This is a genomic window from Pseudomonas sp. 13B_2.1_Bac1 (assembly GCF_025466155.1).
Lineage (GTDB): Bacteria > Pseudomonadota > Gammaproteobacteria > Pseudomonadales > Pseudomonadaceae > Aquipseudomonas > Aquipseudomonas aylmerensis.
In genome coordinates, this window is record NZ_JANLOH010000054.1 from 71,478 (window position 1) to 79,990 (window position 8,513).

Sequence of the window (8,513 nt, forward strand, 5' to 3'; positions counted from 1 at the left end):
CACGGTAATGTGCAAATCAGCGGCGTCCCCCTGCACGAGCAGTAGCGTTAGTGCTTCTGGGGCCGTAGGCGCGCCACTGGGCTGGATGAGTCTCCCACGGCGCGTCGACCTTGGCTTGACCTTGATAGAAAATCACCCTGCCGGCCAGTTGCACTCGATGCCGATAGAGCCAGCGCAGCTCCGAGCCCGTCGTGGCTCGTTGCGACTTGCTGATCACTTTCCCGATGTCCAGATCATCAAGGGCGAAATGAACCACCGCTGTGCTCTGCGGTTGGGTCAGGGTTTCCAGCGCGGACTTGCTGCTTCGACTGACCAGCTTTTGCTGGATACTGAGTAAACTCTCGCCGATGTATTGGCGAGCAGTTGCCTCGACTGAATATTTTCCTGCAGCAAGATCAGCAACAAATTTCCTCACGAACTGCTGGTTGCTAGTGGTTGCCATACACCCCGAGTACTTCGAAAGAATACCTTGATAGACAGGCTGCGCACCGACCGAAATTTGCTCAATAAGATCCGTCTTGAGACGTTGTATTGCTGGATATTCACCCCGCTTCTGCGTCACCAAATCCCTGAATTCGTCAGGCGCATGCTCGCGAAATTTTGAGAACACGCCAACGGTGGCCCCCAGCTGCGCAGTCCAGTGCTGTATATCCGCACCTGAAAAATAGGCCGCCATCGTGTCTCCACGCGCACTCAATTTCGACCAAAAGCTGCGGTAACTTCGCACCGTACCCGCCAAACCGAAGATTATGTCGCCTCGCCCCGGCTGGAACTGCTCGCCAAAGGTTGCCTGCCCACCGTCTTCATCCTTGAACCGCAAGGGGTTACCCAACGTCATCGCATACAGGTTCAGGCCGTCCACGTCGCCCAAGGGGTCCGGGCTGATCCAGCGTTGCAGCCATGGCGCGTAATACCGCAATCCGTAGTAATACAACCCTGTCGCGTCGCGCTCCTTACCTGCATAGCGACGAACCTTATAGCGAGCTCGCTGCGTATCGTTGGTAGCCCACCACGCCGTCGTGCCATAGGGATAATAATGTTCCTGGCTCAGCAACTGAGCCTGCTCGTCCAGTTCCAGCAAGCTGCTATTGAGGTGATCGAGGAGGCTGAATTGCACGTGCTCGTCTTTCATATCGCTGGGGCGACCCTGCTCCCATTGCAACACCGTGACATGACCGCCGCCGGTATCGATCTCCAGCACGTTCAAGCGCTTGCCTGCTTGTACATGCAGGCGCAAACCCGGCAAGTAGCATGTCAGTTGTGTATGGGGTTTCCCCGCGACCTGCTGGCTTCTGATTTTGGCTGCCCGTTGGCCCTGGCCATCGTAGAGGTAACTTTCCACATCCGGATCACCCTGCTCACGCCACACCTGAGTCACATGGGTGAGCTGATTCCGCACGTTCCAGCCTAGCTGTTGGCCGCTGCCGAGCACGTGTTGGTTGCCATTGGCATCAAACATCATTGCCCATTGCCGCGGTGCACCGTCAGTCACCGGCATGGCGCGATTGCTGCCCGCAGCGACACGCATGTCCCGGGTATGACCGGCTCCGCTACTCGGCACATGGCGAAGGCTCGTCAAGTTGCCATGTTCATCGTAACGGTAATGTTGGGTGTAATTGCGCCAGAGCCCGGTGTCGGTTGCACCGAACGTCAGCCGTCCCGGCGCCGCCTGGCCACCGCTGTTGCCGGCATTTTCCCGACCGGTGGCCTGGGTCAGCTGGTACAGACTGTCGTACTGGTAACGGTTGACCGCATCAATACGTGCATTAGAGTGCCATTGCGTCGGCTGGGCCTGGTCGCTGAGGCTGAGGATGTTGCCTACCGGGTCGTACTCGTACACAAGGTCCTGTAAAGGCTTCGCGGCCTCGCCCTTGCGATGCACCGTCAGTTGCAACAGGCGATTGTCCTCAGCGGCGTATTTCGCCAGCTTGGTAACGCCATTGCCCATCCGCTCGGAGATCACCAGGCCGCTGGCGTTGTACACGCGCTGGTGCGTCAAAACCTGGCGCGAGCCCCCACGGAGGGTCAGCGCAACCTCCTTCAGCCAGCCTTGCTGCCCATAGAGCCAGTGCCGACGATTGCCCTGGGCGTCGACCTGCTCCAGCTGCGCGCCCAAGGCATCGTAGCGCCAAGTCGTAGTGTGGGCCTTGGGCTCCAGCTGTTCGGCTTGTTGGTCATCACTGGATGGCCAGTCAACTCCCGACGTATCCAAGCGAAACCGTCGAGTCTGCTGGGTGACGCTCCCCCCGATCCCGTACTCATCCATCGACAAAACACCGGCCGGGTCCGCGTGGCGAATCAGCCGACCACAACGGTTGCCAGCCGCCTCGGCGGGTTCGGCAGCGGCATAGGTCAGGCGCTCGACACAACGCGGCCGTGGCTCATTCGCTGCCTGTTCAAACACGGCCACTGGTCGTAACAGGCGATCGTAGCGCCGCTCGTGATGAGCTAGTCGCGAATCCCAGCGATGCAACAGCTGCCCTGCTTCACCATGTATCAGCAGGCGCCAGCCGGCATCGGCGCTCTCGGTGCGCACAGGCTCGCCCGACAGGCTGTAAATGGTCGACTGTGACGCCACACCCGCAGCGCCGCGCGCAAATTGCCGCGGGTCCCACTGGCTGAGTAAAAGACCATTGGCCCCAAAAACCTGGCGGGTGACCCGTGCCTGCGGAGTCTGCGTCACGCTCTCGCGATGATAGTGAACAGCACGCACAGCCAGCCCGCGAGGATCCATGGCCTTCAAGGTCGGTGTATTTCGATGCAAAGAAGTGGACATAAACTCATGACCTGATCAGCTAAGGTCAAAAAAGTCTAGGGAACCCCTTTAGGGCGTGGGGGGTACTGCGAGGATGTTTTATGTGTCTAATTGCAGGCACAAGATACGGCAACCTGCGAGCGCGCCGCGCCCGCAGGCCTTGGGCTGCGGGCTCAGTGCCCGCCGGCGCAGGTCGGCGAGGCCGGGGCTGCGTCGATTTTCGCCCATTCTTCAGGCGTGTAGGTGTGCAGCGCCAGCGCATGAAATTCGCTCATCAGGTCACCCAGGGTGGCGTAGACCTTCTGGTGGCGCTTGACGCGGTTGAGCCCCTCGAACTGCGGGCTGACCAGTACGGCCTTGAAGTGGGTTTGCAGCCCACGGCTGTGCATGTGGCTTTCATCCAGCACGCTCAAGTGGTCCGGGCCCAGGGCGGCAAGTGCCGTTTCGATACGCTGTTGCATGCTCATTCCTGCTTACTTCTTCTTGGCCGGTGCGGCGGCTTTGGGTGTCAGCTCGTTGGTCATATCTTCCAACAGCTTGTTCACCACCGGTACGGCGCTTTCCAGTTTTTCCTGGGTCATCTGGGCCGATTGCTGGGTCAGCTGCGGCATTTTCTCGAGGACTTTCTTGCCCAGTGGCGACTGGTAGAACGCGACCAGGTCCTTGAGTTCGGATTCGCTGAAGTTGCTGGTGTAGAGCTTGACCATGTCCGGTTTCAGCTTCGGCCAGCCGATGGCCTGGTCGAGGGCGGCGTTGGCCTTGGCCTGGTAGCTGTCCAGTACGGACTGCTTGGCGGCAGGCGCCTTGGTCTGTTCGAAACGCTGGGCGAACATTTGCTGCACTTGCATGTACACCGGGGTACCCAGCTTGTCGGCGTGGGCCAGGGTAAGGAAGGCTTCGGCACTGGCGTTGTGGCTGGCGGTATCGGCAAAAACCTGGCCGCTGGCGCAAACCAGAGCAACCGCGGTACAGATGGCACGAAGACGAGTCATCGAGTTTCCTTTTCTAGCAGGCGAGGTAAGACCCCAAGGGCGCCCATTCTGCGCCTAAAAAACGCTGCGGCTCAACCCCGGGCCTTGTACGGCCTGGATTGGCACGGGATGAATCCGATGAAAAGTCTTTTAGGGAACCCCATAGACCCATCAAGGCCTAAACTGCGCAAACGAACCTGAAGGAGTGTGCCCGATGAGCCGTATCGAAACCGACAGCCTGGGAGAAGTCGCCGTCCCGGATGACGCTTACTGGGGCGCCCAGACGCAACGTTCGCTGGTGAATTTCGCCATCGGCGAGCAGCGCATGCCACTGGCGGTGCTGCACGCCCTGGCCCTGGTGAAGAAGGCCGCCGCGCGGGTCAACGACCGTAATGGCGATTTGCCCGCCGACATCGCCCGCCTGATCGAACAGGCCGCCGACGAAGTGCTCGCCGGCCAGCATGATGACCAATTCCCGCTGGTCGTCTGGCAGACCGGCAGCGGCACCCAGAGCAACATGAACGCCAACGAGGTGATCGCCGGCCGTGCCAACGAGCTGTCGGGCAAGACCCGCGGCGGCAAGAGCCCGGTGCACCCCAACGATCACGTCAATCGCTCGCAAAGCTCCAACGACTGCTTCCCCACGGCCATGAGCATTGCGGCTGTGCAGGCGGTGCACACCCAGTTGCTGCCGGGCATCGCCAATCTGTCCGGCGGCCTCGCGGAACTCGCCGCGCGGCACATGAAACTGGTGAAGACCGGCCGCACCCACATGATGGACGCCACGCCAATCACCTTTGGCCAGGAACTGTCAGCCTTTATCGCCCAGCTTGACTACGCCGAACGCGCCATCCGCAGCGCCCTGCCAGCCGTGTGCGAGCTGGCCCAGGGCGGCACCGCCGTCGGCACCGGGCTGAATGCGCCGCATGGTTTCGGCGAGGCGATTGCCTCCGAGCTGGCTGCGCTGTCCGGCCTGCCGTTTGTCACGGCGCCCAACAAATTCGCCGCGCTTTCCGGGCACGAGCCACTGGTGACCCTGCACGGCGCGCTGAAAACCCTGGCCGTGGCGCTGATGAAAATCGCCAACGACCTGCGCCTGCTGGGCTCGGGCCCACGCGCTGGGCTGGCCGAGGTCAAGCTGCCAGCCAACGAGCCCGGCAGTTCGATCATGCCCGGCAAGGTCAACCCGACCCAGTGCGAGGCGCTGTCGATGCTGGCCTGCCAGGTGTTGGGCAACGACGTGACCATCGGCATTGCCGCCAGCCAAGGGCACTTGCAGTTGAACGTGTACAAGCCGGTGATCATCCACAACCTGCTGGAGTCGATCCGCCTGCTGGCCGATGGCTGCAACAACTTCCAGGAGCACTGCATTGCCGGCCTCGAGCCCGACGCCACGCAAATGGCCGAGCACCTGGAGCGCGGATTGATGCTGGTCACCGCGCTCAACCCGCACATCGGCTACGACAAGTCGGCAGAGATTGCCAAGAAGGCCTACGCCGAAGGGCTGACGCTGCGCGAGGCCGCCCTTGAACTGGGCTACCTCACCGACGCAGAGTTCGACCAGTGGGTTCGCCCGGAAAACATGCTGGGCGCCTAAGACGCCATGCGCAGCCGCCGGGCCTTGAGCCCGGCGAGCAGCGAGGGGGCCAGCGCCACGGCCGCCGAACCGAGCATCACCACCAGCGCGCCGAAATATCCCAGCGCGTTGATGTCTTCTGCCTGCACGTAGTCCGGCCACAGCCAGGCTGCCAGCGCCACCGCGACAAACGTCACCAGCGGCGTCAACGCCAGCGTCGCACTGACCCGCGAGGCCTCCCAGTGGGCCAGGGCTTCGGCAAATGCGCCGTAGGCCACCAAGGTGTTCATGCAGCACGCCAGTAACAGCCAGCCTTGCAATGGGCTCAGGTCCAGCGCTTCCAGCGGATGCGCCCAGGGAGTGAGCAGCACCGCGCAGGACAGGTAGATCACCATCATCACCTGCAGCGAATTCCACACCGTCAGCAACTGCTTCTGGCCGAGGGCGTAGAACACCCAGATCGAGGTGGCGAGCAGGATGGTCAGCACGCCGGCGGTGTAAGTGCCGACAGACGTGAGCAACTCCTCCAGGCGCTGATTGAAAAACAGCCCAAACCCCACGATCAACACCACCAACCCAAGCACCTGGCCGCGACTGAAACGCTCCTTGAACACAAACACGCTGGCGACCATCAGAAAGATCGGGCCCATCTGCACCACCAACTGTGCGGTGCCGGGGCTGAGCATGTTCAGGCCCACCAGGTACAACACATAGTTGCCGACCAGCCCGCACACGGCCATCGCCACCAGCCAGCCGCCCTTGGGGCCGAGCACTTTGCGGCTGGGCAGGCGCTTGGTGGCCGCCAGGTACAGGAACAGGCAACTGCCGGCGACGGTGAGGCGAAACCAGGTGACGGTGACCGGGTCCATCACTTGCAAGACCTGTTTGAGCTTGACCGGGAGGATGCCCCAGAGCAGCGCGGTCAACAGGGTCAGGCAGAAACCGTAGACCCAGCGGCCGGAAGAGATGTGCATGAGTGCCCCAGATGCCAGAGGAAGTGGAACGGGCATTCTAGGGGCAAGCCGAAGGATTGGGCTACGGCGCAATTCAATTGTAGGAGCCGGCAAGCCGGCTCCTACAGTGGGGGGTAATCTAGCGCACGGCCTCGAACAGACCGGTGGCGCCCATGCCGCCGCCCACGCACATGGTGACGATGCCGTAGCGCAGGTTGCGTCGCTGCAGTTCCCGCACCAGATGCCCGACTTGCCGCGAACCGGTCATGCCGAACGGATGGCCGATGGAAATCGAGCCGCCGTTGACGTTGTACTTGGCGTTATCGATTTCCAGGCGATTGCGCGCATACAGGCACTGGGAGGCGAACGCTTCGTTGAGTTCCCACAGGTCGATGTCCGCCACCTGCAAGCCACGCGCCTTGAGCAGCTTGGGCACCGAGAACACCGGGCCGATGCCCATTTCATCCGGCTCGCAACCGGCCACGGTGAAGCCGCGGAAAAACGCCTTGGGCTTGAGCCCCAGCGCCAGGGCTTTTTCCAGGCTCATCACCAGGGTCATCGAGGCCCCGTCGGACAACTGCGACGAGTTGCCTGCCGTCACCGAGCCGTCTTCGGCAAACACCGGCTTCAACCCGGCGAGGCTGGCCAGGGTGGTGTCCGGGCGGTTGCAATCATCGCGATCGACCACGCCGTCAAGGACCTGCACCGCGCCGGTGTTCTTGTCCTCGACCTTGTACTTGACCGGCATCGACACGATTTCATCGTCGAACAACCCGTCAGCCTGCGCCTGGGCGGTGCGCTGCTGGCTTTGCAGCGCATAGAGGTCCTGGTCCTCGCGGCTGACGTGGTAGCGGCGCGCGACGATTTCGGCGGTCTGGCCCATGGGGAAATAGATGCCCGGCACCTGCTCTTTGAGCAGCGGATTGATCAGGTTGTCGGTGTTGACGCTTTTCATCGTCAAGCTGATGGACTCGACGCCGCCGGCGACGATGATGTCGCTGCAACCCGAAGCAATCTGGTTGGCCGCAATCGCAATCGCCTGCAGGCCCGACGAGCAGAATCGGTTGAGGGTCATCCCCGCCGTGCCAGTGCCCAGCTGCGAGAGCACTGCCACATTGCGACCGATGTTGTAGCCCTGGGCGCCTTCGTTGGAGCCGGCGCCGACGATGCAATCCTCGACACTGGCCGGGTCGATGCCGTTACGGGTCAGCAGTGCGTTGACGCAATGGGCCGCCATGTCATCCGGGCGGGTCTGGTTGAACTTGCCGCGAAAGGACTTGGCCAGGCCGGTTCGCACACTGTCGACGATCACTACTTCACGCATGGGCTACCTCGATCTTGTCGTTGTTGGGAGACCAATCGAGGATAGATCCACGCCCGCCCGGCCGCGATGATCATTCACCTGGCATATACAAAAGCATGGGGTGGTGCGCGGGTTTGGAGTGCGGGGGGTTGTGCAGAAGTCTAGTTGTGCAGAAGGTTGTTGTGCAGCGGGTTTGTAGTGCAGAGGGTTTGGGTGGCCGGGCCCTTGTGGTGAGCAGGCTTGCCCTGCGTTGGGGCGCGAAGCGGCCCAGGCCCCAGGCACTGCAGTGCTTCAGTCAGAAAGGGGGGGCAGGATTTGGGGTGGCCAGGCCCTTGTGGTGAGCAGGCTTGCCCTGCGTTGGGGCGCGAAGCGGCCCCGGCTCCAGGCAGTGCGGTGCTTCAGTCAGAAGTGGGGGGCAGGTTTTGGGGCTGCTGCGCAGCCCAACGCGGGGCAAGCCCGCTCGCCACAAAAAAGCGGGCTCTCCACTGTCCACCATGCGGGTTTGTAGTGCAGAGGGTTTGGGTGGCCAGGCCCTTGTGGTGAGCAGGCTTGCCCTGCGTTGGGGCGCGAAGCGGCCCCGGCTCCAGGCACTGCAGTGCTTCAGTCAAAAAGGGGGGCAGGATTTGGGGCTGCTGCGCAGCCCAACGCGGGGCAAGCCCGCTCGCCACAAAAAAAGCGGGTTCGCCATTAAACGCTGGCTGTCCACCACGCGGGTTTGTAAAGCAGAGAGTTGGGTTGGCCAGGCCCTTGTGGTGAGCAGGCTTGTCCTGCGTTGGGGCGCGAAGCGGCCCCGGCTCCAGACAGTGCGGTGCTTCAGTCAGAAAGGGGGGCAGGATTTGGGGCTGCTGCGCAGCCCAACGCGGGGCAAGCCCGCTCGCCACAAAAAAAGCGGGTTCGCCATTAAACGCTGGCTGTCCAGCACCCGGGTTTGTAGTGCAGAGAGTTGGGGTGGCCA

The 8,513-nt window shown here is 62.2% G+C and carries 6 protein-coding genes; 1 reads left to right on the top strand and 5 read right to left on the bottom strand.

The features are described 5' to 3' along the window. Positions 1 to 16: 16 nt before the first annotated feature. From NTD80_RS13895 to NTD80_RS13905, 3 genes are all read right to left on the bottom strand, one after another. Positions 17 to 2,776: an RHS repeat-associated core domain-containing protein gene (locus NTD80_RS13895; RefSeq protein ID WP_262134048.1), complete on the bottom strand. Its 2,760-nt coding sequence runs from the start codon at positions 2,774 to 2,776 to the stop codon at positions 17 to 19. Between the two features lie 152 nt (positions 2,777 to 2,928). Then, positions 2,929 to 3,222 (bottom strand): BolA family protein, encoded by a 294-nt coding sequence (locus NTD80_RS13900; RefSeq protein ID WP_065904311.1) that lies wholly within the window; start codon positions 3,220 to 3,222, stop codon positions 2,929 to 2,931. A 6-nt stretch (positions 3,223 to 3,228) separates the two neighbouring features. Next, positions 3,229 to 3,747, bottom strand: coding sequence for a DUF2059 domain-containing protein (locus NTD80_RS13905; protein ID WP_025855033.1), 519 nt, complete (start codon positions 3,745 to 3,747; stop codon positions 3,229 to 3,231). Between the two features lie 193 nt (positions 3,748 to 3,940). Between NTD80_RS13905 and NTD80_RS13910 the strand changes: the two genes are divergently transcribed. Then, entirely contained in the window at positions 3,941 to 5,323 is a 1,383-nt protein-coding gene (locus NTD80_RS13910) for a class II fumarate hydratase (RefSeq protein ID WP_065904309.1), read from the top strand. Here the strand turns inward: NTD80_RS13910 and NTD80_RS13915 are convergent. Both NTD80_RS13915 and NTD80_RS13920 read right to left on the bottom strand, forming a co-directional pair. After that, positions 5,320 to 6,276 (bottom strand): DMT family transporter, encoded by a 957-nt coding sequence (locus tag NTD80_RS13915; protein WP_262134049.1) that lies wholly within the window; start codon positions 6,274 to 6,276, stop codon positions 5,320 to 5,322. The two genes, NTD80_RS13910 and NTD80_RS13915, sit on opposite strands and share 4 nt — an antisense overlap. Positions 6,277 to 6,394: 118 nt before the next feature. Continuing rightward, positions 6,395 to 7,579: a thiolase family protein gene (locus NTD80_RS13920; RefSeq protein ID WP_262134050.1), complete on the bottom strand. Its 1,185-nt coding sequence runs from the start codon at positions 7,577 to 7,579 to the stop codon at positions 6,395 to 6,397. Between the last annotated feature and the right edge of the window lie 934 nt (positions 7,580 to 8,513).